Here is a 26,869-nt window from a genome sequence, read left to right on the forward strand (position 1 = left end):
CGGGACACGGGAGCGCGGAGCGCTCGGGGGCCCTGGGCCGGAGGCCTCCGTATCCGGGGCGCCGGAACGTCACCGCGCACCCCCGGCGGCCGCGCGCGCGGCGATCGCCTCGCGGTAGAGGTCTGCCGTGCCCTGGGCCGCGCGGGCCCAGGTGAAGCGGGCGAGGACGCGCTCCCGGCCCGCCGCGCCGACGCGGCGGCGCAGCGCGGGGTCGCCCAGCAGCCTGCCGATGCCCGCGGCCAGCGCCCCCGCGTCGCCCGGCGGTACCGCCAGGCACGTCTCGCCGTCGGGCCCGGCGACCTCCGGGATCGCCCCGCCCGTCGTGGCGACGAGGGGCGTCCCCGTCGCCATGGCCTCGGCGGCGGGCAGCGAGAAGCCTTCGTACAGCGACGGCACGCACGCCACCTGCGCGCTGCGCACGAGGTCCACGAGCTCCGCGTCGGAGATGCCCTTCACGAACCGGACGGCGCCTTCCAGCCCGTACCGTTCGATCATCCGTGCCACGGGCCCGTCCTCGGCGCGCTTGCCGACGACGACCAGGTGTGCGTCCGGGTGTTCCGTACGGAGTTTGGCGAGCGCCTCGACGAGGAACACGAGGCCCTTGAGCGGGACATCGGCGCTGGACGTGGTGACGATCCGCCCGGGCACCTCGGCGACCGACGGGTCGGGAGAGAAGAGGTCGGTGTCCGCTCCGATGTGCACGACCCGGATCCGCTCCGGCCGCACCCCGAGGTGCTCGACGATCTCCTGCTGCGAGGAGCCGGAGACGGTCAGCACGGACGGCAGCCGCCGTGCGACGCGCTTCTGCATGCGCGTGAAGCTGTACCAGCGGCGCACGGAGGCGCGCCGCTTCCAGTCGGCCGCCGCGTCGAGCTCCAGCTGCCGGTCGACGGTGATGGGGTGGTGGATCGTGGTGACGAGCGGGGCGCCGCCGATGTCGCCGAGCAGTCCGTACCCGAGCGTCTGGTTGTCGTGGACGACGTCGAACTCCCCGCGCCGCGCGGCCAGGTGCCGCCGCGCCCGCAGCGAGAAGGTCAGCGGCTCCGGGAAGCCACCGGTCCACATCGTGGCGACCTCCAGCCCGTCGATCCAGTCCCGGTACTCGTCGCGCTTCGGCGTGCGGAAGGGGTCGGGCTGCCGGTACAGGTCGAGGCTGGGCAGCTCGGTGAGCGGTACGCCCTCGTCGAGCACGGGGTACGGCTGTGCGCCGATGACCTCGACGCTGTGCCCGAGGCGGGCGAGCTCCCGCGAAAGATGCCGTACGTACACGCCCTGGCCCCCGCAGAACGGGTTGCCCTTGTACGTGAGGAGAGCGATGCGCAGTGGTCGGTCACCGGCGCCGACGGCACCCGCACCGGCGGCAGCCGCACCGACACCCGCACGGGGCCCGGCGGCTATGGCCTCAGCGGTCACTCACGGCCCCCTTCTCACTGCACTTCCGCCGGAGCGTAACCGCTCGCGCTAATCTAGAACAAGTTCCACACTTGATCGTTCTTGATCGCTCAAGGAGCATCGAATCTACCGGCAGGTAGCCCGGCTGTAAGGCCTGGATCAGGTGATTCGCGCCACGGCACGACGCCTGCCATGCTGTGCCGTCCTGCACGGTCCGTCCGCACCCGGGGACACTCGGGGAACTCAGGGAACGGGAGACATGACCGCGGAAGCCAAGGCAGCCACTCCGGCGTCCCCTCCCCTGACGGAGCGCCAGGAGGCCCGCCGCCGCCGCATCCTGCACGCCAGCGCCCAGCTGGCCAGCCGGGGCGGTTTCGACGCCGTGCAGATGCGCGAGGTCGCCGAGGCCGCCGAGGTCGCGCTGGGCACGCTGTACCGGTACTTCCCTTCGAAGATCCATCTGCTGGTCGCCACGATGCAGGACCAGCTCCAGCACCTCCACACGACCCTGCGCAAGCGGCCGCCTGCCGCGGACGGCTCGGCGGAGCGGGTCGCCGAGACGTTGATGCGGGCCTTCCGCGCGCTGCAGCGCGAGCCGCATCTCGCGGACGCGATGGTCCGGGCGCTGACCTTCGCCGACCGCAGCGTCAGCCCCGAGGTGGACACCGTCTCGCGCCAGACGACGGCGATCATCCTGGACGCGATGGGCCTGGAGAACCCGACACCGCAACAGCTCTCCGCGGTCCGGGTCATCGAGCACACCTGGCACTCGGCGCTGATCACCTGGCTCTCGGGGCGTGCGTCGATCGCCCAGGTGAAGATCGACATCGAGACGGTGTGCCGGCTGATCGACCTGACGGACCCGCAGCGCCAGGCCGGTACCGGCCGGCCGGCCGGCGGCACGAGCACGGGCAGGGATACCGGTGCCGGTACCGGCACCGGTCGGCCGGCCGACGGCACGGGCACCGGAACCGGCACCGGAACCGGGCGGCAGGCCCGCGGCACCGGTCAGCCGATCAGCTGAAGCCCGCTCCAGCTCCGGCCGATCGTCACGGCGGCGGCCCACTGGTCGAGCAGGTGCCGTGCGTCGGCCTCCGGCGCGGCGAGGGCGACCGTCTGCGCACCCGCGTGCACGCCGCCGCCCTCCTCGTACTCGATGCTGCCCTCGCTGCAGCACCTGCAGTGCATGGTGAAGCTGCTCGTCGGCTCGGCACCGAAGTCGCGGTCGGAGAACAGCTCGACCAGCGCCTGGACGTCCGCGACCTCCGCCGCGTTCACGGTCACCTCCAGCGTCGGCAGCGCCGACGGCTCGAAGAGGACCAGCTCGTCGAAGACGCTGACACTCTGCCCCTTGAAGACCCGCTCCCCCTTCGGCTCCCCGTCGTGCACGACGACCTCGCCGAACCGCCGCCCCTCCGTGAAGGGCACGTTCACCACCTGCGCCCGGGTCGGGCAGAGCCGCCGTGCCCACACGACCTCCTGCTCGCCGTCCGTGTCCAGCCGCACGCAGGCATAGCCGAACGCACCGTCGACGTCGACCGGCCCCTCGCCCTCGGGCAGGGGAATACCGAAGCCCTCCCAGGCGTCGCGCGCCACCTCCCACTCGCGCAGGATCGTGGCGGCGATGCCCAGGTTCCAGAAGGCCGGGTCCCCGTCGCCGCGCTTCGCCCGGGCCGCCGCCTCGCGCCCCAGTTCGTACGCCTTGGGCCAGTCGCGGAGGAACTTGTACGCGAGCGCGGCGTCGTACCACCACGCGGCGCTGGACCTCTCGTCCGGGTAGTGCGCGAGGACCTGCTCGTACGTCTCCGCGCACTCCTGCCACTCCTCGGCGTCGAACGCGTCCTGTGCACGCTTCAGCAGCCGCTTGGCCTCGGACTTCTTCACCGCTACCCACCCTGGTCACCGTTACCGGACCGCAGGAGGCTACTCCTCGGGCGGGAACACCGCCTCACCGGTGTCCGGCAGCGTGATCATGATGGCCTCGACGGGGCAGCCCTCCGCCGCGGCGAGGATCTGTTCGTTGGCGTCGGTGTCGGCGGCCTGGGGGTGCGACTGGCGGGCCGAGTCCAGCTTGAATCCGTCCGGCGCGTGGTTCACACACATCCCGGAGCCGATGCATACATCCCGGTCCACCTCGACGTGCCAGCGGTCACCCATCAGCTCTCACTCCCGTATCCGGACGGCAAATGGATCATTTTGTGCTCAAAGTACGCGCCGAATCCCTCGGGACCGAACTCCCGCCCCAGACCGGAGTTCTTGTATCCACCGAATGGCCCGAGCATGTCGAGGCTGAACGTGTTCACGTTGTACGTCCCCGTCCTGACCTGCCGCGCAAAGTCGATGCCGTGTTCGACGTCGGCCGTCCACACGCTGCCGCTGAGCCCGTAGTCGGAGTCGTTGGCGATCTTGGCCGCCTCGCCCTCGTCGCCGTACGGCAGGAGGCAGATGACCGGTCCGAAGATCTCCTCGCGGGCGATCCGCATCGAGTTGTCGACGCCGCCGAAGAGGGTCGGCTCGACGTACCAGCCGCGGTCGAGGCCGGCCGGGCGGCCGCCGCCGGTGAGGATCTTGGCGCCTTCCTCCTGGCCGATCCTGATGTAGTCGAGGGAACGCCGCTGCTGGCGCTGTGCCACCAGCGGGCCGACCTGCGTCGCCGGGTCCAGTGGGTCGCCGACCACGAGCGCCCCCGCCGCCGCGGCGAAGGCCTCGGCGATCTCGTCGTAGCGGGAGTCCGGGACGAGGATGCGGGTCTGGGCGACACAGGCCTGGCCGTTGTTCATCCAGGCCGCCGGGACGATGCCCTGGACGGTGGCGTCCAGATCGGCGTCCGGCAGGATCACGGCGGCGGACTTGCCGCCCAGCTCCAGCGTGACGCGGGTGAGATTGCGGGCGGCGACCTCCATCACGCGCCTGCCCGCGGCGACGGAGCCCGTGAACGACACCTTGTCGACGCCCGGGTGCCCGACGAGGTGCTCGCTGACCTCGCGGTCCGCGGGGAGGATCGACAGCACGCCGTCCGGCAGCCCCGCCTCCCGGGCGATGTCACCCAGGATGTACGCGTCGAGCGGCGCCTCCGGCGACGGCTTGAGGACGACGGTGCAGCCGGCGAGCAGCGCGGGCGCGAGCTTCGCAGCGGTGACGAACTGCGGGACGTTCCACGGCACGACGGCCGCGACGACCCCGACGGGCTCGCGCCGCACGAGGATCGGCCCGAGGACACCGGTGCGGTGCTCCTCGTGCGTGAAGTCCCGGGCGACGGTGATGGCAGCGTCCCAGACCATCATCGCGCCGAGGGCCTGGGCGAGAACGCTCCAGGAGTACGGGGAGCCGTTCTGCGAGCTGATCGAACGGGCGATCTCCTCGTGCCGTACGGCGATGGCGTCCTTGATCCGACCGACGACCTCGATCCGCTCGTCGAGCGTCATCCGCGGCCAGGGCCCGTCGTCGAACGCGGCGCGCGCCGTCGCGACCGCGCGGTCGACGTCCGCCTCGGACGCATGCGGGACACGGCCGATGACCTGCTCGGTGTGCGGGGAGATGACCTCGATGGTGTCCGCGCCCAGGGGATCGACCAACTCCCCGCCGATGTACAGCTTTCCGTGCTCGACCAGCTCGGTCATGACGTCCGCCTCCCGCGCACCGGGGATCTACGGGGGATCTGCCGGGGCTGCCGGGATCTCCCTGGGATCTTCTGACACTGTTTCAGAACTGATACCAGTTCTAGTTGAACTAAGCCAGACTCGGGACCGAATATGCCCCCACCAGCATCTTTGCCGCCGGCGGGGGCCTGCCCATGCCGCCTGGGCCGTGCCTGGGCCGTCGTGCGCCTCACCAGCCGTCCGGTACGTACCCTCGACCGCCTTCCGGGTGCGGCTCGGGGCCGGGCAGCCCGAGGTGACCGAGCACCGGGTCTGCGGGCCGGGCTGACGCTCAGGCGGCGTCCATCTGCTGGACGTTCATCGTCACGGCGATCCGACCGTGCCCGACGATCTCCATCAGGACGCGAGTAGCCGCCCCGGCCGCGGTGAGCAGCGTCGCGCGGCCGTGCCGGGCATCGTGCAGCCGGATGGCCCGGAGACCGGCGGCCTACGACCGGTACGGGTTCCGGGGCTCGATGGGCCGCGGGGCTCTGTCCGGGGGAAGCGCGGATTCCGGACAGTTTGGTGATCATTTGAGGCGCTGGGCCCTTGGCCGGGCCGCACGGTGCCCCTAGCGTCCCCCTGACCGCACTCATCAGGCACTTCTCAGGGGGAAGCATGTCCACCGCTCCGGCGCGCCCGGCGCCGCCCGCCCGTTCCGGATCCGCCGCCGCGCTCGGCTGGGTCCTGACCATCGGCCTCAACGTCGTTGCGCCGATCCTCACGTACAACGCGCTCGTCGACCAGGGCTGGAGCGAGTTCTCGGCGCTGCTGGTCAGTGGCGCCTGGCCCGTCCTCGACACCGCCGTCCATGTGGCCTGGCGCCGCAAGCTCGACGAGTTCGCCGTCGTCACCCTCGTCTTCCTGGTGATCACGGCCGTGGTCTCGCTGGTCGGCACGCAGTCCGCCCGGGCCCTGCTGATCAAGGACTCCGCAGTGACCGGGCTGTTCGGGCTGCTCTGCCTGACCACCCTGCTCGCTTCGAGGCCGCTGATGTTCTACTTCGGCCGGAAGTTCGCCACCGATGGCACCCCCCAGAGCACCGCCTGGTGGAACGGCCTGTGGCAGTACGAGGGCTTCCGCCGGACCATGAACGTGATGACCACGGTCTGGGGCGTGGCGTACCTCGCCGAGGCGGGGGCGCGGATCGCGCTGGCGTACGCGCTGCCCACCAAGGCCATGGTGGTGGTCAGCCCCGTCATGATCTACGGCGTGCTCGGCCTGCTGGCCGTGTGGACCGCCCTGTATGCCAAGCGCTCACAGGCCGCGGGCGAGCGCCGGGCGGCCGAGGCCGCCGCTGCCGAGGCCGAGGCCGACGCTGCCAAGGCCGACGCCGCCGAGGCCGACGCCGCGAACACCACGGCTTCCTGAGCCGAAAGGAGCCGGTGGCGGCCCGGTGGGCGGCCCGCGCACCGGGCCACCGGTCTTCCGCCCGTCGGGACCCAGGGGGCGTCCCCTTCAACAGGCACGGCGGGCGACGCGCAGGCCGGCCGGGAATTCCGGCAAACTCCTCCTGGCCATTCTGACGCCACATCAGTCCTCGTTGAAAACTCAGCCGGGGCCGCGGTCACGAGCGGAGGGCGGCCTCAAGGATTCGTCGCGGGACGTCACGCCAAGTAGCGCCCTGACAAACGGGATTGGGACCACGTTTGGGTCCGAGGACCCATGCGGCACTCGCTCGGCTGATCTATTCTCGGCCGATCGGGGGGGGTGACCGAGCATGTCCTTCTACGTTGATGTCGCCGGACCGGCGGGTGCGGGCGGAGCCGCGCGACGCGCCATGCCGCAGCAACTGGTGGTCGCGCGCTGGCTGTTGTACGTCCTGTTCGGCGCGACGATCGTGGGTGGCCTCGGCCTGCTGCTCTCCGCCGCACAAGTGGACGCGCTGGGCGGCCTGGTGCTCGGCACCCTGCTGCACGCGGCGGCCCCCGGCGTCGCCGGATGGCTGCTCGCACGCCGGGCGTGGACGGGTGGCAACGGGATCCGCTGGGGGCTGATCGCCGTACAGGCGTGGCTGATTTCCGGCGCCATGGCCAACTTGCGGGAGGGCTCGCTCCAGGGCCTCACCCAACTCCTGCTGCCCGTCGTGATCCTGGTCTTCCTGTGCATGAAGGACACGCGGGAGTGGTTCCGTTCGGCGCCGTCCGAACGCCAGGAGCGGCCGCGGTTCTCCCTCTCGCACATGATCACCTGGCGTCGCGACCGCGGTCAGACGGCGCTGGAGTACACCGGCCTGATCGTGCTCGTCGTCGCCATCATCGCCTCGCTGCTGCTGAGCGGCGTAGGCGGACGGATCTCCGGGGAGATCAAGGAGGCCATCTGCTCCGTCGTCGGCGAGTCCTGCCCGGCCGACGACGGCAGCGGCGAGACGACCCAGGCGGGCGACGGCACCGACGGCGGCGCGGACGGGGGTACTGGTGACGGCGCCGACGGCGGTGCCGGCAACGGCGCGGACGGCGGCACGGGTGACGGCACGGACGAGGGCGCGACCGGTGGTACGACCGGGGGCCCGGGCACCACGAACCCCGACGGCTCCACCCAGGACGGATCCGGCAACGGCCTGCCCGGCTCCGAGGACGACGACGAGGGCGGCGATCCCACCGACCCGTACGAGCCGATCGGCGACAGCGGGAGCAAGGACGACGACGGCGACAAGGGCGGCGACGACAAGAAGGAGGACTGCTCGGGCTTCTGGGGCTGCACCTTCGACTACGGCGGCCAGGTCCTGGAGGGCCTGTTCGTCGACGGCATCTGGGGCGACCTCACCGACACCTGGAACACGATCATCCACCCGATCGACAGCATCACGGGTCTCGGCGACTACTTCGGAAGTCTCGGCGACATCTGGACCGAGGGCACCGAGGACGCCGGGGAGAAGTGGGACAAGGGCGAGTACTGGGACGCGCTCACCGACTGGGGCGGGAGCGGTGTCGACGTCGTCCTGAAGCCGCTGGACGACATGTTCATCGGCGACGACGTGCGCGACACCTGGAACCGCGGCGAGGAGACCCAGGCGGTCACCAACGTCATCTGGAACGTCGGCTCGCTCTTCATCCCCGGCTACGGCGAGGCCAAGGCCGCGGCCAAGCTGGGCAAGCTCGGCCGCCTCGGCAAGATCGCCGGCGCCATCACCGAGGCCGTCGACAAGGCCAAGGACGCGACCGGCAAGGCCCGGAAGGCCTTGGACGCGGGCGACGCCAAGGCCGCGCGGGACGCGGCCGACGAAGCGCAGGAGATCGCGGACGACGCGAAGAAGAAGGTCGAGGAGGCCGGCGAGTGCAAGCTCGTCGCCCTCGGCGGCGCGCGCCTCGTCCCGTACGGCGGCGGTACCCCACGCCCTCTCGGCGTCCCCGGCAACGGCACCGGCGTCCTCGCGGCCCCGCCGACGTCGATGCCGGTGGCCTTCGCCGCGGAGGACGTCGAACCGTGCAAGGGCGCGGAGTCGGACGACGCCCGCGAGGCGCAGAAGGAGGCCGACGAGGCCGACAGGGTCGCGGACGCGGCGGAGCTCGGCGACGTGGCGGACAAGGTCAAGCAGACGATCGTCGACGGCCGCGACAAGCAGAAGACGCCCAAGGAGGACCGCTTCAACCTCAACGAGGGCGGCATCGACAAGCTGGTTGCGAAGGCGAAGGACGACCCGGACCTCAGCAAGGGCGAGTACAGCAAGGAGGAACTGGCCTCCGCGCTGAACGACCTCGACGGGATGCTCAAGAACAAGGGCATCGACAGCCAAACCCGCGGGTCCCTCGCCTCCACGGTCCTCAAGGCCGGCAACCGGCACCAGCTGGCCGAGGCGATGGCCGAGGTCCGGGCGGCCGTGCGGGCCACGGCCGAGGCCGCCGACGGCACCAAGGTCTACGGCGCGGTCGGTGCCAAGAAGGGCCGCCAGTCCGTCGACATGGGCGACGGAACCACGGTCGACGTCAGCGATGTCGACGACGTCGACGTCCTCTACAAGGGGAAGGACGGCAACGTCCACGCTGTCGAGGTCAAGAACACCGCCAACGCCGCCACCAAGTACACCGTCCCGGCCCAGGCGAAGCGGCTCGCCGACTGGGCCAAGCAGGACGGCGCCACCCCGCCGCGGGTCGCCCGCTACGAGATCGAGCAGCAGAAGGACTGGCACAAGATCTTCGACGGCTACCAGACGGACCGGAAGAACAACGTCACCCCCGAGGGCACCCCGGCCCGTACCTTCGCCGAGAACGGTCTCAACGTCCGCATCGCCGGGCAGGACTTCACCCCGCAGCAGATCAAGGCCATGGACGACGCCTGGAACGCCAAGAGCGACGCCGACAAGCAGGCGGCGCTGGACTCCGGCAAGATGAACGACCCCAAGAGCGCGATGGAATACCTGGGAGTCAAGTGACCGCCGCCGACGAAACGCCGCTGCTGCCGGAGGTGCTGCGGGCCTACCCGTACTCGTGGGACAACGGCTTCATCTGGACCTCGGAGAGGGAGGACGCGGAGACGCTCGCCTATGCGCGGGCCGTGCTGGAAGCCTGCCTGCCGCCCGAGCCGCTCGCCGAGCCCGAGCCGCCGGAGGAGGCGGTCGTCCACGACTCCTCCGACGAGGAGTACCCCGAGTGGACCGGGATCCGTGCCGTCCTGCGCGAGCGCATGCCCTACGCCCGGTACGTGACGGCCGAGCGCATGGCCGACGCCGAGGCCGAGTGCGCCCGTCGGGGGCTCGACACGACCGGCTTCCAGGAGGTCTGGACCCGCCGCATCACCGCCTGGATCGCCGAGCAGACCCTGTACTGGTGCGGCCTCATGGTCGACGACGAGGCCGCCCTCACGCCCTGGCTCATGGACCTCGCCGAGCTCTACGTCCAGCGCGGCATGGCCGCCGCGAAAGCCGTGGGCGCGCTCAGCAGCACCAAGTCCGTACCCGAGAGCCGCGCCGCCCTCGCCCGGCTCGCCACGTACGACGGCCTGCCGGACGAGATCCGTGAGTCGGTCGAGTACGAGCTCCGCTAGCGTCCCGACCCACCCGCCCGTACCGCCGCTCCGGGCGCCCGGTCATCGGTCATCGGTCATCGGTCATCGGTCATCGGTCATCGGTCATCGGTCATCGAGAGCGTCGTCGCGCAGCTTCCGCCAGAGCCGGGTGCGGTGGAGCACACAGAGGGCGAGGAACAGGAAGACTTGCCTGCAACCCCACGGCGAGCAGCCAGAAGACGGTCGGGGCGAGGCCGGTCGACCGATGACGACGCCCCGACGCTGGTCAGCAGGGTGCGTACCGAGTTCCCACCAGGCACTTCTGACGGCCCATCAGTTCTCGTTATAGTGAGCCATGGCCGTGCCGCACAGGGGAGACGAGGACGTATGCCACAGGTGACGGAGCACGGCGGAGGCGTCTGGTCCCTCCAGGTCCCCATCCCGGACAACCCGCTCGGCCACACCCTGGTCCACGTCCTCGAGACGGACCGCGGCCCGGTCCTCGTCGACACCGGCTGGGACGACCCCGCCTCCTGGACCGCGCTCACCGAGGGCCTCACCGCCCTCGGCACCTCGGTCGCCGACATCCACGGCGTCGTCATCACCCACCACCACCCCGACCACCACGGGCTGTCGGGCCAGGTGCGCGAGGCGTCCGGCGCCTGGATCGCCATGCACGCCGCCGACACCGACGTCGTACGCCGCACCCGCGAGGCCCGGCCGGGTGCCTGGCTCGACTACCTGGCCGGCAAGCTCGCCACGGTCGGCGCCCCCGAGGAGCACCTCGCCCCGCTGCGCGCGGCCCGCGACTCCGGCCGGATGCGGACCCTGCCCGGTCTGCGGGCCGCCCTGCCCGACCGGGAGATCGTCCCCGGGGAGCTGCTGGACCTGGCGGGACGCCGGCTCCGCGCGATATGGACGCCCGGACACACCCCCGGCCATGTCTGCCTCCACCTGGAGGAGGACCATCCGGCGAACCTCCCGGGCCGCGGCCGCCTCTTCTCCGGCGACCATCTCCTGCCGGGGATCTCCCCGCACATCGGCCTCTACGAGGACCCGGACGACTCCACCGTCACCGACCCCCTCGGCGACTACCTGGACTCGCTGGAGCGCGTGGGCCGCCTCGGCGTCGCCGAGGTCCTCCCGGCCCACCAGCACGCCTTCACCGACGCCCCGGCGCGGGTGCGGGAGCTCCTCGCCCACCACGAGGCCCGCCTCACCGGCCTGCTGGACCTCCTCGCCATGCCGCTGACCCCCTGGCAGCTCGCCGAGCGCATGGAGTGGAACCGCCCCTGGGACCAGATCCCCTACGGCTCGCGCAACATCGCCGTCTCGGAGGCGGAGTCCCATCTGCGCCGTCTGGTGAAGCTGGGGCGGGCGGAGGCGGTGCCGGGCAGCGCGCCGGTGACGTACGTGGCGGTGTGACCCACGCCCCGCCGTCCACCCAGGGGCCGTCCGGATACGGGCCGGTAGAGTGTGCGAGTCGTCATCATGCCCGTACGGGGGGAAGCCGGTGCGAATCCGGCACTGACCCGCAGCCGTGAGCCGCCGTCGCAGGCGGTGAGTCGGAATGCCTCGCACCGGGACGTGACCGGCTCCTGCCACCGGGACCACCCCGGCGGCGGAGGCACCGTCGAGGTATACGGGGCCGGAGCCTGGTGCCAACGCGCGCCTGTGCCCGGCTCCCCACAGGAGAGGCACTGCCCGCCATGAACGTTCGCCGCAGCGCAGCCGCGCTCGCCGCCGCTTCCGCCGTGCTGTGTGGGGCCGTGGCCTGGGCCCCGGCCGCGACTGCCGCGTCCTCTCCCGTGCCCACGCCGACGCCCGCGATCCCTTCGGGGCTCTACGGCACGAAGGACCCGACGTACGACGGTGTCTGGCGGCAGTCGCTGGCGCTGCTCGCGCAGGACGCCATGAAGGAAGTGCCCGCGGCGACGGCCGTGGCCTGGCTGACCGGGCAGCAGTGCGCGGACGGCGGCTTCGCGTCCTACCGCGCGGACGTCGCCAAGGCCTGCGACACCAAGACGATGCTGGACACCAACGCCACCGCCGCGGCGCTGCAGGCCCTGGCCGCGATCGGTGGGCACAAGGCCGAGGTCGAAAAGGGCATCTCCTGGCTGAAGTCCGTGCAGAACGCGGACGGCGGCTGGAGCTACAACCCCGGTATGCCGTCCGACGCCAACTCCACCTCGATCGTGATCGGCGCCCTCGCGGTCGCGGACGCGCGACCGGCCACGATCACGTCGAGCAGCGGAAAGAACCCGTACGACGCGCTCGTGTCGTTCGCGATCCCGTGCGCGGACAAGGCGGGCGGCGGGGCGTTCGCGTACCAGCCGGACAAGGCGGGCAAGCTGCTCGCGAACGGCGACGCGACCGCGGCGGGCGTGCTCGCCGGGCTCGGCCGCGGCATGGTCGTCAAGGGCCCGAAGCCGGGCGGCGCCCCCAAGTGCGACACCCCCGCCGAGGCGACCCCGGAGCAGTCCGCCCGTAACGGCGCGGCCTACCTCGCGACGGCTCTCGCCACGACCGGCCACCTCGACTCCCCGCCGCTGCCCGGCGCCGCCGACCCCACCCCGCAGCCCGACTTCGGCAACACCGCGGACGCGGTGGTCGCGCTCGCAGCCGCCGGGCACAAGGACAAGGCGGCCGCGTCCGTCGCCTGGCTGGAGAAGAACTCCGCCGCCTGGGCGAAGGAGGGCGGCCCGGCCGCCTACGCGCAGCTGGTCCTCGCCGCGCACGCGTACGGCGCCGACCCGCGGCACTTCGGCGGCGCCGACCTGGTCGCGCAGCTGAACGCGACCGGCCCCGCGCCCGCGTCCACCGTCGCGCCGACGCCGGCCGCGCAGGACGGGAACGACGACAAGGCCGAGGTCTCCGGCGGCGACAGCGCCGGCATCTGGTGGATCATCGGCGCGGGCCTCGCGGCGGGCGTGGGCATCGGCTTCGTGATCAGCGGCCGCCGGAAGAACAAGCAGTGACACCCGAGCAGGCAGTGACGCCCAGGCGACCAGGACGACGAGGGCGACCAGGGCGACCAGGGCGACCGGGGCGATTCACGGCGGCCCTGGTCCTCGGCGCGGCTCTCGCCCTGCTGGTGGCGTTGCCCGCACAGGCGGCCGGCTACCGGTACTGGTCGTTCTGGCAGTCCGACGGCCGATCCGGCGGCGGCGCCTGGACGTACGCCACTCAGGGCCCGGCCACCGCCCGGCCCGCCGACGGCGAGGTGCACGGCTTCCGCTTCTCGGTCAGCACCGACTCCGCGGACTCGGCGAAGCCGCGCACCGCCCCGGACTTCACCTCCGTCTGCGCGGGCACGCCCGCGAAGGCGGGCACCAAGCGGGTCGGCATCGTCATCGACTTCGGCACCCCGGCGGACGCGCCGCAGGGCGAAACGCCGCCGTCGCCCGACCGGCGCACCGCCTGCGCCCAGGTCGACCCGTCCGCCACGAGCGCCGACGCCCTGGCCGCGGTCGCGAAGCCGCTGCGCTACAACAGCGATGCGCTGCTCTGCGCGATCTCGGCCTACCCGAGGTCGGGCTGCGGCGAGCAGGTGTCGGCGGCAGCCCCGAAGTCGTCCGGACCGATCGACTCGTCGGGGCCGGGCGACTCGTCGGGGCCGGGTGCCTCGCCCGCCCCTGAGGCCTCCGCGGAGGAGACCACCGGCCCCTCGGTCGGCATCGTCGCGGGCGTCGTGGCCGTACTCGCGCTGGGCGCGGCGGCGTTCTGGCAGTCCCGCCGCCGCCGCGGATGACGCCCGCGGATGCGCGGGCGGCGGATTCTTCCCCGCCCCGCCCTTCCCACTGTGTCGATGTGCGGCTCCGCCGCGTGGGGGGCGCTGCCCCAGGCCCCCTACGACCGTCGGCCGTGTCCTCGATCGCCGGACCGGCTCCGAAGGAACCCAAGCCCCACGCCCGCCAGGGCGTAGGGGGAGGGGCTCGGGGCGAAGCCCCGGAATCCCGGCCCCGCCTGCACTTGAGGCGCGGGCGTTCGGGGGCGGAGCCGCCGGTCCGGGAGGGGGCGGGGCGGAACCAGAGCCCGCCGCGGGCGCCCCGCGGCAGAGCCCTGCGCGCGCCCGAGGCGAACCGGAGCAACGCGCTGCACGCCGGGGCGTGGTGGGTGTGGGCCCTGGGGCTCGCGACCGCCGCGTCCCGGACCTCCAATCCCCTGCTGCTCGGGCTGCTGGTCGGCGTCGCCGGGTACGTCGTCGCGGCGCGCCGGACCGACGCCCCGTGGGCCCGCTCGTACGGCGCGTTCCTCAAGCTCGGCCTCGCGGTCATCGCGATCCGTCTCGTCTTCTCGGTCGTCCTCGGCTCGCCGATCCCCGGGACGCATACCGTCGTCGCCCTCCCCGAAGTGCCGTTGCCCGACTGGGCGCAGGGCATCAGAATCGGCGGCCGGGTGACGGCCGAGCAGCTGGTGTTCGCGCTGTACGACGGGGCGAAGCTGGCCACGCTGCTGATCTGCGTGGGCGCGGCGAACGCCCTCGCGAACCCCGCGCGGCTGCTGAAGTCGCTGCCGGGCGCGCTGTACGAGGCCGGGGTCGCCGTCGTCGTGGCCATGACGTTCGCGCCGAACCTGGTCGCGGACGTGGTGCGGCTGCGTACCGCACGCAGGCTGCGCGGCCGCCCGACCGGCGGTGTCAGGGCGATCCTCCAGATCGGCCTGCCGGTCCTGGAGGGCGCGCTCGAACGCTCCGTCGCGGTGGCCGCGTCGATGGACGCGCGCGGATACGGGCGTACGGCCGCGGTGCCGCCGGCCGTACGGCACACGACCACGGCGCTGACCCTGGGCGGGCTGCTCGGGGTGTGCGCGGGCTCGTACGGACTGCTCGCGGCCGAGGGTGCCGGGTACGGACTGCCGGTGCTGGTGGGCGGGTTCGCGGCGGCGCTGACCGGGCTGTGGCTCGGCGGGCGCCGGCAGGTCCGTACGCGCTACCGCCCCGACCGCTGGGGTGCGCGGGCGTGGCTGGTGGCCGGGTCGGGTGTCGCGGTCGCGGCGCTGATGATCCGGGCGGGTTCGTACGCCCCGGAGGCGCTGCACCCCGGCGTCGTACCGCTGGTCGCGCCGACCCTGCCGCTGCTGCCGGCGGCGTCGGTTCTGGTGGGCCTGCTGCCCGCGTTCGTAGCTCCCGTGCCGGTGTCGGGATCGGGATCAGCATCGGAATCGGAATCGGTATCGCCGAAGGAGTCGTCGTGATCCGCTTCGAGAACGTCTCGGTGACGTACGCCGACGCCGCGGCGCCCACCGTCCAGGGGATCGATCTGACGGTCCCCGAGGGCGAACTGGTCCTGCTCGTGGGCCCGTCGGGTGTCGGCAAGTCGACACTGCTGGGTGCCGTCTCCGGGCTGGTCCCGCACTTCACGGGCGGGGTCCTGCGGGGCCGGGTCACGGTCGACGGCCGCGACACCCGCACCCACAAGCCGCGCGAACTCGCCGACCTCGTCGGCACGGTGGGCCAGGATCCGCTCGCCCACTTCGTCACCGACACGGTCGAGGACGAACTGGCGTACGGCATGGAGTCGCTGGGCCTCGCCCCCGATGTGATGCGCCGACGGGTCGAGGAGACCCTCGACCTGCTCGGCCTCGCCGATCTGCGCGACCGTCCGATCGCCACGCTCTCCGGCGGGCAGCAGCAGCGGGTCGCGATCGGCTCGGTGCTGACCCCGCACCCGAAGGTCCTGGTCCTCGACGAGCCCACGTCGGCGCTGGACCCGGCGGCGGCGGAGGAGGTGCTGGCGGTGCTCCAGCGCCTGGTCCACGACCTCGGCACGACGGTCCTGATGGCGGAGCACCGCCTGGAGCGCGTGGTCCAGTACGCGGACCAGGTCATCCTCCTCCCCGGTCCCGGCGAGCCGCCGGTCGTGGGCACCCCTGCCGACGTGATGGCGGTCTCACCGGTCCACCCGCCGGTGGTGGCGCTGGGCCGCCTGGCGGGCTGGGCCCCGCTGCCCCTGTCGGTGCGGGACGCGCGGCGCCGCGCGGGTGGGCTGCGGGCGCGGCTGTCCGGTGCGGCCGCGGTTCCTTCCCCCACCCCGCCCCGTCCCGGCAATGTCGACATGCGGCTCCTCCGCGTGGGGGGCAAGCCACCGGCCCCCCGTCGCGGGTCGGGCACGGCGTCGCCGACTCCGTCGGCCGTCGGCCGCCCGGCGACCGCCGACGGCGGGGACATGTCTCCCGGCCTCCCTCGCGGGGGCGGTCAAGCGGCACCGACTTGGCCGGCCGCCGGACCCCGCGCGACGGCGTCCGCCGCCCGAACCATGCTCGGCAAGCTGCTCCGGCGCGGCCGCCCCGCGGCCGCCGAGGGCGGTAGGGCCCCGGCGCCGACGGAGCCTCCTGCCGGGCCATACGGACCGGCGGCCGCAGACGGCGAGTCACCTACCGCCGGCGGGGCACCGGTGATTCGGGAGGGAACCCCGTCCTCACACCCGCCCGCACCGGCCAACCGGCGCAGTCGCCCCGCGGCCGAGGTGCGGGGGCTCGGGGTGCGGCGCGGGCGTGTCGAGGCGCTCCGGCGCGTCGACCTGACCGTCGCAGCCGGCGAGGCCGTCGCGCTCATGGGCCGCAACGGTGCCGGGAAGTCCACGCTGCTCGGCGCGCTCGTCGGGATGATCGAGCCCACGTCCGGCAGCGTCCTCGCCGGCGGGCGCGTACCGCATCGCACCCCGCCCCGCGAGCTCGTCCGGCAGGTCGGGCTCGTACCGCAGGAGCCGCGGGACCTGCTGTACGCGGACACCGTGGCCGCCGAGTGCGCAGCCGCGGACGCGGACGCGGGCGCCGCGCCCGGGACCTGCCGGGAGCTCGTCACCGCGCTCCTGCCCGGCGTGCCCGACGCGACGCATCCCCGGGATCTGTCCGAGGGCCAGCGCCTGGCGCTCGCCCTCGCGCTCGTGCTCACCGCCCGCCCACCGCTCATCCTTCTCGACGAGCCGACCCGCGGGCTCGACTACGCCGCGAAGGCCCGCCTGGTCACCGTGCTGCGGGGCCTCGCGGCCGCGGGGCACGCCATCGTGCTGGCCACGCACGACGTGGAGCTCGCGGCCGAGCTGGCGCACCGGGTGGTGATCCTCGCGGACGGCGAGGTCGTGGCGGACGGCCCGACGGCCGACGTCGTGGTCTCCTCGCCCGCCTTCGCCCCGCAGGTCGCCAAGATCCTCGCCCCGGAGCGCTGGCTGACCGTGGCCCAGGTCGAGGAGGCCCTGTGACGGCGCGCCCCGTCCGGCTCGGGCCCCGCTCGCTCGCCGCTCTCGTCCTGATCAGCGCGATCGGTGTCGTCGCCTTCGGCTGGCCGCTGCTGGCCGACGCGGACGCGGCCGTCACGGACCACGCCCAGGACGCCCCGTGGCTCTTCGCCGCGCTGCTCCCGCTCCTCGTCGCCGTCGTCGTCGCGACGATCTCCGACGGCGGTATGGATGCGAAGGCCGTCGCGATGCTCGGCGTCCTCGCGGCCGTGGGCGCCGCGCTGCGCCCGCTGGGCGCGGGCACCGCGGGCCTCGAGCCCATGTTCTTCCTGATGGTGCTGAGCGGCCGCGTCCTCGGCCCCGGCTTCGGATTCGTACTCGGCTCGGTGACGATGTTCGCGTCCGCGCTGCTCACGGGCGGTGTCGGGCCGTGGATGCCGTTCCAGATGCTCGCGATGGGCTGGTTCACGATGGCCGCGGGGCTGCTCCCCGGCCCGGGCCGCCTCCGGGGCCGCGCGGAGCTGCTGATGCTCGCCGGATACGGTTTCGCCGCGGCCTTCGCGTACGGCACGGTCATGAACCTGTACGGCTGGACGCTCGTGCCCGGCCTGGCCTCGGGGGTCTCCTTCCACGCCGGCGACCCGGTGCACGAGAACCTGGTCCGTTTCCTGGCCTACTGCCTGGCGACCTCGCTCGGCTGGGACCTGGGGCGTGCGGTCCTCACGGCCGTACTGACCCTGACCGTCGGATCCACGCTCCTCAAGGCGCTGCGCCGGGCCACGCGTCGCGCGGCCTTCGAGGCCCAGGTCACATTCGAGGCCCCCGGGAGGGTTCCGGAGGGGTGAGGCGGCCCACAGGACCTTGGTCCCGAAACGATCGGGCTTAGTAGGCGAATCCTGGGGACGTTCGTCCCCTTACGACCCATTCTGACCTGCACGCAAACCCGATATGCCCGGTTCGGGACTTTAGTCCTGCCATATTCCTTCTACGTCGTATCTACGGGGTGAGCCCGGTCACGGCGGGGGCCCTGGCGCCGCCGCTACAACTGTTCTCGTCGCAAGGCACCGCAGGGCTTCGAGCCCGGCACACGGTTCGCTCTCGGACCCGCCCTCGTGACTCCCTCGTCCCCGACGTTAGGTACTGCCTTGTCTCGCTCGCTGATGAACCGCTTCGCCGCCCGCAACAAGTCCGTTGTCGCCGGCACCGCCGTGCTCCTCGGTGCGGCCGGTGCGGTGCTGGGGACGACCTCGACGGCCTCGGCCGCCGGCGCGACCCCCCAGGAGATCGCGAAGCAGATGATGCCCGCCGACCAGTTCCAGTGCTTCGACAAGATCGTGACGCACGAGTCCAACTGGAACCACACCGCGACCAACGCCTCCTCCGGCGCCTACGGCCTGGTCCAGGCCCTGCCGGGCGGCAAGATGGCCTCGGCGGGCGCCGACTGGAAGACCAACCCGAAGACCCAGATCAAGTGGGGTCTGCAGTACATGAACGAGCGCTACGGCAGCCCGTGTGGCGCCTGGAACTTCTGGCAGACCAACCACTGGTACTGAGCCACTGAGCCGCAGGCCGGCAACGCAGCACCCCGAGGGCACACAAGGCCCCGAAGCGACACCGCTTCGGGGCCTTGCGCCATGTGCGGGGGCTGACGCCCCCCACGCCCCCTCACGCCCCACGCCTGCCCCGCCGCATCCAACCAGCCGGCGATCGAATTGATCGCAGCCGATCGAATCGATTACGGCGTACAGTGACGTGCGCGGAGTCACTCTCCGTGTTTCCGTCCGGCCATCGCGAGCAGGGGGAGCCCATGCGGCTGCATGTCGACCAGCGCCACGAGCGGGTGCTCGAACTCGTCCGGGAGCGCGGCAGCCTCCGGGTCGCCGAGCTCGCGGCCGAACTCGGCGTCTCCGCCGTGACGTTGCGCAGGGACGTGGAGGCCCTGGCCGCCCAGGGCAAGGTGCAGCGCATGCACGGCGCGGTGGTCTGGCCGGGCGGGTCCACCGCCGACGAGCGGGTGAGCGTACCGGGTGCGGGCGGCGCCGTGATCGGAATGATCGTTCCCACCACCAACTTCATCTTCGCGGACATCGTGCGGGGGGCCCGGGAGGCCGTCGAGGCACAGGGCGGCAGGCTGGTGCTCGGCATGACCGGCTATGTCGCGAGCGAGGACCCGGTGCAGGCGCAGCACCTGCTGTCCAGTGGGGCCGAGGGGCTCCTCGTGGCCCCCAGCTGGTTCGGCGGGGTACCCGCCGGCGGCCAGGTGAAGTGGCTCCTCGAATGCGAGGCGCCGACCGTGCTCGTCGAGCGCTCGGCTCCGGCCGGCAATCCGGCGGCGGCGCTCGACCGGGTGCGCACCGACCGGGCGCACGGTGCCGCGCTGGCGGTGAGCCATCTCGCATCCCTCGGACACCGCTCTATCGCCGCCGTGCTGCAGGACGGCCCGCACACAGCGGGTATCACGGCGGGTTACCAGGCGTCGGTGGAGGCCCTGGGCCTCGAGACGGTGCCGGGCTCACCGATGATTCGTGGCCACGGGGAGTACGACGAGGCGGTGGAGTACCTCGCCAAGGCCATGGCGGAGCACGGGGTCACGGCGGCCCTGGTGCACAGCGACGAGGACGCGATCGTGCTGGTGCCCAGGTTGCAGGCGCGCGGCATCGGCGTGCCGGGTGACCTGGCACTGATCGCGTACGACGACGAGGTGGCCGGTCTCGCCGATCTGCCCCTGACCGCGATCGCCCCGCCGAAGCGGTCGGTCGGCGAACTGGCGGCGAAACTGCTGCTGCAGCGGCTGGCCGAGCGCAGGACGGGGCGCGTTCCGGCGCCGCGCCAGCACCTGGACCTGCTGCCCGAGCTGAGGGTGCGCGCTTCGTGCGGCGGCAATCAAGGCGAACCTTCGACGTGATCGGAAATCGATCGTTTTGATTGTCTTGCTCATTTTCTCTTGACGACGACCGGGTTCGCGCAAATGATGTCCTGCGTTCGCCCCTCTCCGTACGAGGTCCCACGCAGGAGCCGTGCAATGTCGCGCACTTCACGTTCGTTCCGCATCGCCGCCATCGCAGCCGTCGACGACGCCACGTCCAGGAAGGTCGCGGGCTACTGGGACGACTGGTCCGCGGGCGGCATGAAGACCTCCCTGCCGGACCTCAAGGGCAAGTGACCATGCTCGTACCGGAAAGCGCCGTCCCGGAAAGAACCGTCCTGAACGACCCTCTTCCCGCCCCGCCCCCGCGCCGTCCGTACACGCTGCTCGCCATGGGCCGCGAGGCCCACGCCCAGCTGCTCGCCGAAGGCGCGCTCGACCGGCTGCCGCGCATCGCGGCGGTGGACGTCGCGGAGTGCGTCAGCGACTTCGGGGGCGTCGACGACTCCGTCCTCGGCGCGGCCGAAGTGCTCTTCACGCACTGGGGCGCCCCGCGGCTCACCGCGGAGGCGCTGCGCAGGATGCCGCGGCTGCGGGCCGTCGTCCATGCCGCGGGATCGGTCAAGCATCATGTCACCGAGGCGGTCTGGGAGCGCGGGATCGCGGTCTCCACCGCCGCGGCGGCCAACGCCCTGCCGGTCGCCGAATTCACCCTGGCCGCGATCCTGTTCGCCAACAAGCGGGTGCTGGACAGTGCCAGGCACTACCGGGAGCTGCGCGCGGGAGTGCCCGTCCTGCCGTACTTCGCGGGCCACGGCAACTACCACCGCACCGTCGGCATCGTCGGCGCCTCGCGCATCGGTCGCCGTGTCCTGGAGCTGCTGCGGCCGCTGGACCTGCACGTCCTGCTGCACGACCCGTATCTGGGCGCGGCCGAGGCCGCCGGGCTCGGGGCCGAGCTCGTCGGGCTCGACGAGCTCGTGCGGCGCAGCCACGTGGTGTCCATCCACGCGCCCGAGCTCCCCGAGACCCGGCACATGTTCGACGCCCGGCGCATCGCCCTGCTGCGCGACGGCGCCACCCTCGTCAACACGGCACGCGGCGCTCTCGTCGACACCGACGCCCTCACCGAGCAGCTGGTCACCGGCCGGATCCACGCCGTCCTCGATGTCACGGAGCCCGAGGTGCTGCCCGCCGCATCACCGCTGTACGCACTGCCCAACGTGCTGCTCACGCCGCACATCGCCGGCTCGCTCGGCAACGAGCTGGGCCGCATGGCGCACTGGGCGATCGACGAGGTGGAGCGCTACGCCACAGGCCTGCCCTTCGCCCACGGGGTCGGCGCCGACGAGCTCACCCGCTCGGCCTGAGGAGGAGTCCACCAGGCGCGAGCCCCCACGCACACCCCGACCACCCAGCCCGTCCGGCGCTTGAGGACGGACACCCGGGCCGACCGCCCGGTACGGGGTCGCCGCCCCGTACCGGGTACACCATCCGTGCCGGGCATCCCGCAGACGCCCCTCAGAGCCGCTGCAGAATCGTCCCCGTCGCCAGCGCCCCGCCCGCGCACATCGTCACCAGCGCGAACTCCTTGTCCCTGCGCTCCAGCTCGTGCAGCGCCGTCGTGATGAGCCGCGCCCCCGTCGCCCCCACCGGATGACCGAGCGCGATGGCCCCGCCGTTGACGTTGACCTTCTCCAGGTCCTGGTCGAAGACCTGTGCCCAGCTCAGCACCACCGAGGCGAACGCCTCGTTGATCTCGACGAGATCGATGTCCCTGAGCGACATCCCCGCCTTGCCCAGCACCGCCCGCGTCGCGTCGATCGGCCCGTCCAGGTGGTAGTGCGGGTCCGCCCCGACGAGCGCCTGGGCGACGATCCGGGCGCGCGGCTTCAGCTTCAGCGCCCGCGCCATCCGCTTGGACGCCCACATGATCGCCGCGGCCCCGTCCGAGATCTGTGAGGAGTTGCCGGCCGTGTGGATCGCGGTGGGCATGACCGGCTTCAGCCCGGCCAGCGCCTCCATCGACGTGTCCCGCAGCCCCTCGTCACGGTCCACGAGCCGCCACATCCCCTGCCCGGCGTGCTGCTCCTCCTCCGTCGTGGGCACCTGGACGGCGAACGTCTCCCGTTTGAAGCGCTCCTCGGACCAGGCGGCGGCGGCCCGCTCCTGCGACAGCAGCCCCAGCGAGTCGACCCGCTCCCGCGACAGTCCGCGATGGCGCGCGATGCGCTCGGCCGCCTCGAACTGGTTCGGGAGATCGACGTTCCACTCGTCCGGCCACGGCTTGCCCGGCCCGTGTTTGGACCCGCTGCCCAGCGGTACACGCGACATGGCCTCGACCCCGCAGCTGATGCCGACGTCGATGACGCCGGCCGCGATCATGTTCGCGGTCATATGGCTCGCCTGCTGCGACGAACCGCACTGACAGTCCACCGTCGTCGCGGCGGTCTCGTACGGAAGCCCCATCGCGAGCCAGGCGTTGCGCGCGGGGTTCATGGACTGCTCGCCGGCGTGGGTCACCGTGCCGCCGACGATCTGTTCGACGCAGTCGGCGTGGATGCCGGTGCGGCCGAGAAGTTCACGGTAGGTCTCGCCCAGCAGATAGGCGGGATGCAGATTGGCGAGCGCGCCGCCGCGCTTGCCTATGGGGGTGCGTACGGCTTCGACGATGACGGGTTCCGCGGCCATGAGCTCGTCCTCTCTTCGCACAGCCGGCGTACATCGACGGGGCGTCCCGGCGCCCCGCGCGGCGTACGGCGAAGAACTAGTACGCGTTCTAGTTCTCTGAGCAGTCTTATGAGGCTTACCCCCGGTACGCAAGGGTCGTGCACGCACCTTGCACGCAACAGATCCCGCCATGACCCTTGCCAGTTGTAGAACCCGTTACTACCTTGCGGGCAATTCTGATGGGCCGTCAGACAATGGAGTTGCCCCATGCCCTGTCCAGCGCTGCCCGAAGGGTTCGACGCCACCGACCCCGACCTCCTCCAGAGCCGCATACCCTTCCCGGAGTTCGCTCAGCTGCGGCAGACCGCACCGGTCTGGTGGTGCCCGCAGCCCCGCGGCGCCACCGGCTTCGACGACGAGGGCTACTGGGTCGTCACACGGCACGCGGACGTCAAGTACGTCTCCACGCACCCGGAGTTGTTCTCGTCCTACGAGAACACGGCCGTCATCCGCTTCAACGAGCACATCAGCCGTGACCAGATCGAGGTCCAGCGCCTGATCATGCTCAACATGGACCCGCCCGAGCACACCCGGGTCCGCGGGATCGTCCAGCGCGGCTTCACCCCGCGGGCGATCCGCGGCCTGGAGGCCGCACTCCGCGACCGCGCCCGGAAGATCGTCGCGGAGGCGAAGGAGAGCGCAGCCGCCGACGGCAGCTTCGACTTCGTCACCAGGATCGCCGTGGAGCTGCCGCTCCAGGCGATCGCCGAGCTCATCGGCATCCCCCAGGAGGACCGGGCCCGGATCTTCGACTGGTCGAACAAGATGGTGGCGTACGACGACCCCGAGTACGCCATCACCGAGGAGATCGGCGCCGAGGCCGCCATGGAGCTCATCGGCTACTCCATGAACATGGCCGCCGACCGCAAGCAGTGTCCGGCGAAGGACATCGTCTCGCAGCTCGTCGCGGCGGAGGGCGAAGGCAACCTGTCCTCCGACGAGTTCGGCTTCTTCGTGCTGCTGCTCGCGGTCGCCGGCAACGAGACGACCCGCAACGCCATCAGCCACGGCATGCACGCGTTCCTCACCCACCCCGACCAGTGGGAGCTCTACAAGCGGGAGCGCCCGGCGACGGCCGCCGAGGAGATCGTGCGGTGGGCGACGCCCGTCGTCTCGTTCCAGCGCACGGCGACCCAGGACACCGAGCTGGGCGGCCAGAAGGTCAAGAAGGGCGACCGGATCGGGCTGTTCTACTCCTCGGCCAACAACGACCCCGAGGTCTTCGAACGGCCGGAGGTCTTCGACATCACCCGCGACCCCAACCCCCACCTCGGCTTCGGCGGCGGAGGCCCCCACTTCTGCCTCGGGAAGTCCCTCGCCATCCAGGAGATCGACCTCATCTTCAGCGCCATCGCCGACGCCCTGCCGGACCTGCGGCTTGCGGGCGACCCGCGCCGGCTGCGCGCGGCCTGGCTGAACGGCATCAAGGAACTCCAGGTCAGCGTGGGCACCTGAGAGCCGGGCACCGCACCCGGCCATGGGAGGCGGGGGCCATCGCCCCTACGCCCCGCCCCCGTCTCCCGCCGGCCTTTTTCACAGAGTGACAGCTATGCAGACCGCAACGGCGACGAACGTGGCGAAGAAGACCGTGACCTGTTTGCCCGTCATCTCCTCCATCGGCTTTCCCGAGCGCTTCAGGTCGAGCTGACGGGTGAAGTACCTGGAGAAGACGACCCTCAGGATCGACAGGGTGAGCGCGGTCAGGGTGTACAGCATCAGCGGCGTCGGTTCCTCGTCCCCGCGTGCCGACGGACTCAGGGCCATGAAGGCGCACAGAACGAGCGGGACGGACGTCGCGATCAGCTTCTCCCGTTTCGTGATCGCGGTGGACCGTGCCGCCAGGGCGAGGGCGATGCCGGACACGATGGCCGCCATCCACCACTCGGTGACGGAGAACGTCGATGTCAGCATGAATTCCGTCTCCTCATGAATGCCGTCTCCTCGCCATCGCGGACGAGCAGGCCGGGTGGGGTGGCGCGAGAGCGTATCCCGCTCCACCCCACCGGCGTACACGGGCCGACTACCAGGTGACCCAGCCGATCACCGTGGTCGTCACGTCCTCTGCGACGCCCGAGATCTTCCCGCCGACCGTCTCGGCAAGCGTGGTGACCCCGTCACCCAGACCCATCTTCCTGAACAGCCACCCCTTGCCGACGAAAAGGCCACCGAGCGCGAACAGGCCGAGCGCCGTGTGGAACTCGCTGCTGTTCCAGCCGTACCCGATTCCGCTCGCGATGGCACTCGCGCCCTGGAGGCCCCACGACACGACACCGGCCACCACGGCGACCGCGCCGGCCGGAGGGAACCAAATGGCCGCCACACCGGCCACGACGGCGATTCCGCCCGCGACCGTGCTCCAGTGCCCGAAGGCTGACGCCCAGTCCTTGGCGTCCGAGACGTCCTCGGGCCACATGCCCCAGTACTTGGTGTCCCCGTCGGTGTCGACGGGGCTGGTCCCGTTCGCCTTGTGCTGCTTCGCCGCCTCGGCGGCCTTGCGCGCCGCCTCCGCGGCCTCGGCCTTCCGCTTCGCCATGACGATCTTGTGGGCCTCGCTGGCGGCGTCGGCGGCGGCCTTCGCGTCCTGGCCGGCCTGGATCGCGGAGGCCCGCGCGCTGGCGGCGGAGGCCTGCGCGTCCGACGCGTACGACACCGCCTGCTGGGCGGACGTCAGGGCCTGCCGCATCGAGTAGTTCGCCGACTTGGCCGCTCCGCGCGCCACGGTCGCCGCCTGCTTCGCGCTCGTCGCCGACTGGGCCGCTTCGGCTGCCGACCGGTCGGCGGCGTCGGCGTTCGCCTTCGCCTCCAGCGCCGAATCCGCGGCGTCCGCCGCGTAGTCCTGCGCCTTCGCCGCCCACTCGGTCGCCTCAGCCGCCGCCTGGCGGGCCTCGGCCGCCGCCTTGGACGCCAGGGCGGCATCCTCCAGCGCCTTCGCGGCGACCTTCGCGGCGTGCGCGATGGCGGCGCGCATGGCGGCGATGTGGGCGGCGCGGTCCTGGTCGAGGCGCGCGATGTTGTACTTGTCGTGGCTGACGAAGGCACGCCGCATCCGGGCGGAGCCCTCCAGGACGATCTGCGCCGCCGACCGCATGTAGGGGCCGCCGGTGTTGAGGAGACGGAGCACCTCGACGCTGTCGTCCTCCTTGACCGCCGGGCCCAGTTCGACGGCGAGGAAGCGGTGCAGAGCCGTCGCGCTTCCGTCGTTCAGCGCCGCCTCGGCCTTCGCCTTGACGGCCGTGCCCGGGTTCTCGGCCAGGATCTTGAACACGGTGAGGCGGTGTTCGGTGGCCGCCGCCTCGATGACCCCTTGGCCGAGGAAGGTGCGGGCGGCGCCCGGATCGTCACTGGCCAGCGTCTGGTGGGCGGCGTCGGCGACACCGGCCGTGGAGCTCTGGGCGAGGGTCAGGACGTTCTCACGGTCGTCCTGCTGCTGGGCGAGGGCGCGGTCGGTGTCGATCCAGTTGACCATGTCCTGGTCGGCGCCGGCGAGTGCGAACTCGGCCGCTTCCCGGGTCCATGTGCCGCTGGAGTCGAGGAGTTTGACGGCGGCCTTCCGGCCGGTCGTGACAGCCGTGGCGGTGTCTCCGGCCCGCAACGCCGTCTCCGCGGCGGCGATGAGGTCCTTGATCTCCGTGGCGGTCCGGTCCGCCTGTGTGCGCTCCTGGTTGGCCCGGTTGGCGTCGTCGGTCTCGGCCTGAGCCAGCAGACGCGCCATCTGGATGCCGAATTCGGTGTCCTCGGCGATGCGGGCGGTCTCCGCATCACGGGCCGCCTGCTCCACTTCCTGGGCTTCCTTGACCGCGTTGGCGGCCGTGGTGGCGGCCTGCACCGCGGCCGCGGCGTAGGTGGTGGACCGCTTGGCGTACTCGACCGCCTGGCCCGCGTGCGCCGCAGCCTCGTCGGCCGCGGCGGCGGCATTGTCGGCGTGGTCGGCGGCGCTGTTGGCGGCGTCGCGTGCCACGCGGGCGGCGGCGGCGGCCCGGTTGGCCAGGGTCTGGGCGGTGCCCGCGGCCCGGGTGGCCCGTGCCGCGGCGGCGTCGGCCTCGGCGGCGGCCTGCTTGGCCTTGGCCGCCTGGGACTGGGCGTCGGTGATGCCCTGGGCGAGCGGGATCGGCTGTCCGCCG

General features: G+C 72.2%; 21 protein-coding genes, 2 pseudogenes and 1 riboswitch. Of the genes and pseudogenes, 15 read left to right on the plus strand and 8 right to left on the minus strand.

The window, feature by feature from the left end:
- Positions 1-69 precede the first annotated feature (69 nt).
- Positions 70-1,413: a glycosyltransferase family 4 protein gene (locus tag ACWCXB_RS33285; RefSeq protein ID WP_450727664.1), complete on the minus strand. Its 1,344-nt coding sequence runs from the start codon at positions 1,411-1,413 to the stop codon at positions 70-72.
- Positions 1,414-1,651: 238 nt separating this feature from the next.
- Here ACWCXB_RS33285 and ACWCXB_RS33290 point away from each other — a divergent pair.
- Positions 1,652-2,260 (plus strand): annotated as a pseudogene (locus ACWCXB_RS33290) (TetR family transcriptional regulator); the annotation flags it as partial.
- 140 nt (positions 2,261-2,400) lie between these two features.
- Here the strand turns inward: ACWCXB_RS33290 and ACWCXB_RS33295 are convergent.
- The 4 genes and pseudogenes from ACWCXB_RS33295 to ACWCXB_RS33310 all read right to left on the minus strand — a co-directional run.
- Positions 2,401-3,276, minus strand: coding sequence for a tetratricopeptide repeat protein (locus tag ACWCXB_RS33295; RefSeq protein WP_450727666.1), 876 nt, complete (start codon positions 3,274-3,276; stop codon positions 2,401-2,403).
- A 39-nt stretch (positions 3,277-3,315) separates the two neighbouring features.
- Positions 3,316-3,549: a ferredoxin gene (locus ACWCXB_RS33300; protein WP_450727668.1), complete on the minus strand. Its 234-nt coding sequence runs from the start codon at positions 3,547-3,549 to the stop codon at positions 3,316-3,318.
- Positions 3,549-5,012, minus strand: a complete 1,464-nt coding sequence (locus tag ACWCXB_RS33305) for an aldehyde dehydrogenase (protein WP_450727670.1) — start codon at positions 5,010-5,012, stop codon at positions 3,549-3,551. Before ACWCXB_RS33305 ends, ACWCXB_RS33300 begins: the two co-directional genes overlap by 1 nt.
- Before the next feature lie 331 nt (positions 5,013-5,343).
- A pseudogene (locus ACWCXB_RS33310) lies at positions 5,344-5,523 on the minus strand (site-specific integrase); the annotation flags it as partial.
- Between the two features lie 125 nt (positions 5,524-5,648).
- Between ACWCXB_RS33310 and ACWCXB_RS33315 the strand changes: the two are divergent.
- The 13 genes from ACWCXB_RS33315 (at position 5,649) to ACWCXB_RS33375 (ending at position 21,388) form a co-directional block, all read left to right on the plus strand.
- Complete coding sequence (locus ACWCXB_RS33315; RefSeq protein ID WP_450727672.1) at positions 5,649-6,401, plus strand: VC0807 family protein; 753 nt, start codon at positions 5,649-5,651, stop codon at positions 6,399-6,401.
- A 349-nt stretch (positions 6,402-6,750) separates the two neighbouring features.
- The gene (locus tag ACWCXB_RS33320; protein ID WP_450727674.1) at positions 6,751-9,402 is read left to right on the plus strand and encodes a Flp family type IVb pilin; all 2,652 of its coding nucleotides are present in this window, start codon (positions 6,751-6,753) and stop codon (positions 9,400-9,402) included.
- The gene (locus ACWCXB_RS33325; protein ID WP_450727676.1) at positions 9,399-10,013 is read left to right on the plus strand and encodes a hypothetical protein; all 615 of its coding nucleotides are present in this window, start codon (positions 9,399-9,401) and stop codon (positions 10,011-10,013) included. Before ACWCXB_RS33320 ends, ACWCXB_RS33325 begins: the two co-directional genes overlap by 4 nt.
- Positions 10,014-10,361: 348 nt before the next feature.
- Complete coding sequence (locus tag ACWCXB_RS33330; protein ID WP_450727678.1) at positions 10,362-11,399, plus strand: MBL fold metallo-hydrolase; 1,038 nt, start codon at positions 10,362-10,364, stop codon at positions 11,397-11,399.
- A gap of 79 nt (positions 11,400-11,478) precedes the next feature.
- Positions 11,479-11,549: riboswitch (cobalamin riboswitch) on the plus strand.
- A 134-nt stretch (positions 11,550-11,683) separates the two neighbouring features.
- Positions 11,684-12,952 (plus strand): prenyltransferase/squalene oxidase repeat-containing protein, encoded by a 1,269-nt coding sequence (locus ACWCXB_RS33335; RefSeq protein ID WP_450727680.1) that lies wholly within the window; start codon positions 11,684-11,686, stop codon positions 12,950-12,952.
- 116 nt (positions 12,953-13,068) lie between these two features.
- Positions 13,069-13,725, plus strand: coding sequence for an SCO2322 family protein (locus ACWCXB_RS33340; protein ID WP_450727682.1), 657 nt, complete (start codon positions 13,069-13,071; stop codon positions 13,723-13,725).
- 311 nt (positions 13,726-14,036) lie between these two features.
- On the plus strand, positions 14,037-15,170 hold the full coding sequence (locus tag ACWCXB_RS33345; RefSeq protein WP_450727704.1) for an energy-coupling factor transporter transmembrane component T: 1,134 nt from the start codon (positions 14,037-14,039) through the stop codon (positions 15,168-15,170).
- Positions 15,167-17,176 (plus strand): ATP-binding cassette domain-containing protein, encoded by a 2,010-nt coding sequence (locus ACWCXB_RS33350; protein WP_450727684.1) that lies wholly within the window; start codon positions 15,167-15,169, stop codon positions 17,174-17,176. Before ACWCXB_RS33345 ends, ACWCXB_RS33350 begins: the two co-directional genes overlap by 4 nt.
- Positions 17,173-17,997, plus strand: a complete 825-nt coding sequence (locus tag ACWCXB_RS33355; protein WP_450727686.1) for an ECF transporter S component — start codon at positions 17,173-17,175, stop codon at positions 17,995-17,997. Before ACWCXB_RS33350 ends, ACWCXB_RS33355 begins: the two co-directional genes overlap by 4 nt.
- A 300-nt stretch (positions 17,998-18,297) precedes the next feature.
- Positions 18,298-18,705: an aggregation-promoting factor C-terminal-like domain-containing protein gene (locus ACWCXB_RS33360; RefSeq protein ID WP_450727688.1), complete on the plus strand. Its 408-nt coding sequence runs from the start codon at positions 18,298-18,300 to the stop codon at positions 18,703-18,705.
- A 254-nt stretch (positions 18,706-18,959) separates the two neighbouring features.
- Complete coding sequence (locus ACWCXB_RS33365) at positions 18,960-20,057, plus strand: substrate-binding domain-containing protein (protein ID WP_450727690.1); 1,098 nt, start codon at positions 18,960-18,962, stop codon at positions 20,055-20,057.
- A 117-nt stretch (positions 20,058-20,174) separates the two neighbouring features.
- Positions 20,175-20,315, plus strand: a complete 141-nt coding sequence (locus ACWCXB_RS33370) for a hypothetical protein (RefSeq protein ID WP_450727692.1) — start codon at positions 20,175-20,177, stop codon at positions 20,313-20,315.
- Positions 20,316-20,410: 95 nt separating this feature from the next.
- Positions 20,411-21,388: a hydroxyacid dehydrogenase gene (locus ACWCXB_RS33375; RefSeq protein ID WP_450727706.1), complete on the plus strand. Its 978-nt coding sequence runs from the start codon at positions 20,411-20,413 to the stop codon at positions 21,386-21,388.
- A gap of 151 nt (positions 21,389-21,539) precedes the next feature.
- Here ACWCXB_RS33375 and ACWCXB_RS33380 read toward each other — a convergent pair whose 3' ends face one another.
- The gene (locus tag ACWCXB_RS33380; protein WP_450727694.1) at positions 21,540-22,709 is read right to left on the minus strand and encodes a steroid 3-ketoacyl-CoA thiolase; all 1,170 of its coding nucleotides are present in this window, start codon (positions 22,707-22,709) and stop codon (positions 21,540-21,542) included.
- A gap of 246 nt (positions 22,710-22,955) precedes the next feature.
- Between ACWCXB_RS33380 and ACWCXB_RS33385 the strand changes: the two genes are divergently transcribed.
- Entirely contained in the window at positions 22,956-24,203 is a 1,248-nt protein-coding gene (locus ACWCXB_RS33385; protein WP_450727696.1) for a cytochrome P450, read from the plus strand.
- 78 nt (positions 24,204-24,281) lie between these two features.
- Here the strand turns inward: ACWCXB_RS33385 and ACWCXB_RS33390 are convergent, their stop codons facing one another.
- Positions 24,282-24,659 (minus strand): hypothetical protein, encoded by a 378-nt coding sequence (locus ACWCXB_RS33390; RefSeq protein WP_450727698.1) that lies wholly within the window; start codon positions 24,657-24,659, stop codon positions 24,282-24,284.
- 109 nt (positions 24,660-24,768) lie between these two features.
- Positions 24,769-26,869: ALF repeat-containing protein (locus ACWCXB_RS33395; RefSeq protein WP_450727700.1), on the minus strand; the 2,101-nt coding region annotated here is incomplete at its 5' end.

Source organism: Streptomyces sp. NPDC001514 (assembly GCF_053597075.1).